This window comes from Mesorhizobium sp. M5C.F.Ca.ET.164.01.1.1, assembly GCF_004792125.1.
GTDB lineage: Bacteria > Pseudomonadota > Alphaproteobacteria > Rhizobiales > Rhizobiaceae > Mesorhizobium > Mesorhizobium wenxiniae.
This window is the reverse complement of the sequence record NZ_SRTG01000311.1, coordinates 1-339: the sequence shown is the minus strand read 5'-3', so window position 1 is coordinate 339 and position 339 is coordinate 1. Positions and strand designations below refer to the sequence as shown.

Sequence of the window (339 nt, the reverse complement as noted above, 5' to 3'; positions counted from 1 at the left end):
CCAAAAGCTTCATGACATTTGCCGGCGAAAAGAAATGCATGCCGAGCACGTCCTGTGGCCGCGACGTCGAGGCGGCAATCGCGTCGACGTCGAGATAAGAGGTGTTGGTGGCGAGGATCGCGCCGGGTTTGGCGATCGCGTCGAGCTTGCCGAACACTTCTTTCTTCACCGCCATGTCCTCGAACACGGCTTCGATGATCAGGTCGCAATCGGCAAGGTCAGCATAGTCGGTGCTGGCCTTGAACAGGCCCAGCCGCTGCCCTTTCACCTCTTCGCTCAACGAACAGCGGTTGACCGAGACGACCTAGTTCTTCTCTATAGTCGACAGACCGCGCAGCA

1 pseudogene is annotated in these 339 nt (G+C 58.4%); it reads right to left on the bottom strand.

The annotated features are described in order from the left end of the window. Positions 1-339, bottom strand: a pseudogene (locus EN807_RS33610) (3-hydroxyacyl-CoA dehydrogenase NAD-binding domain-containing protein); the annotation flags it as partial.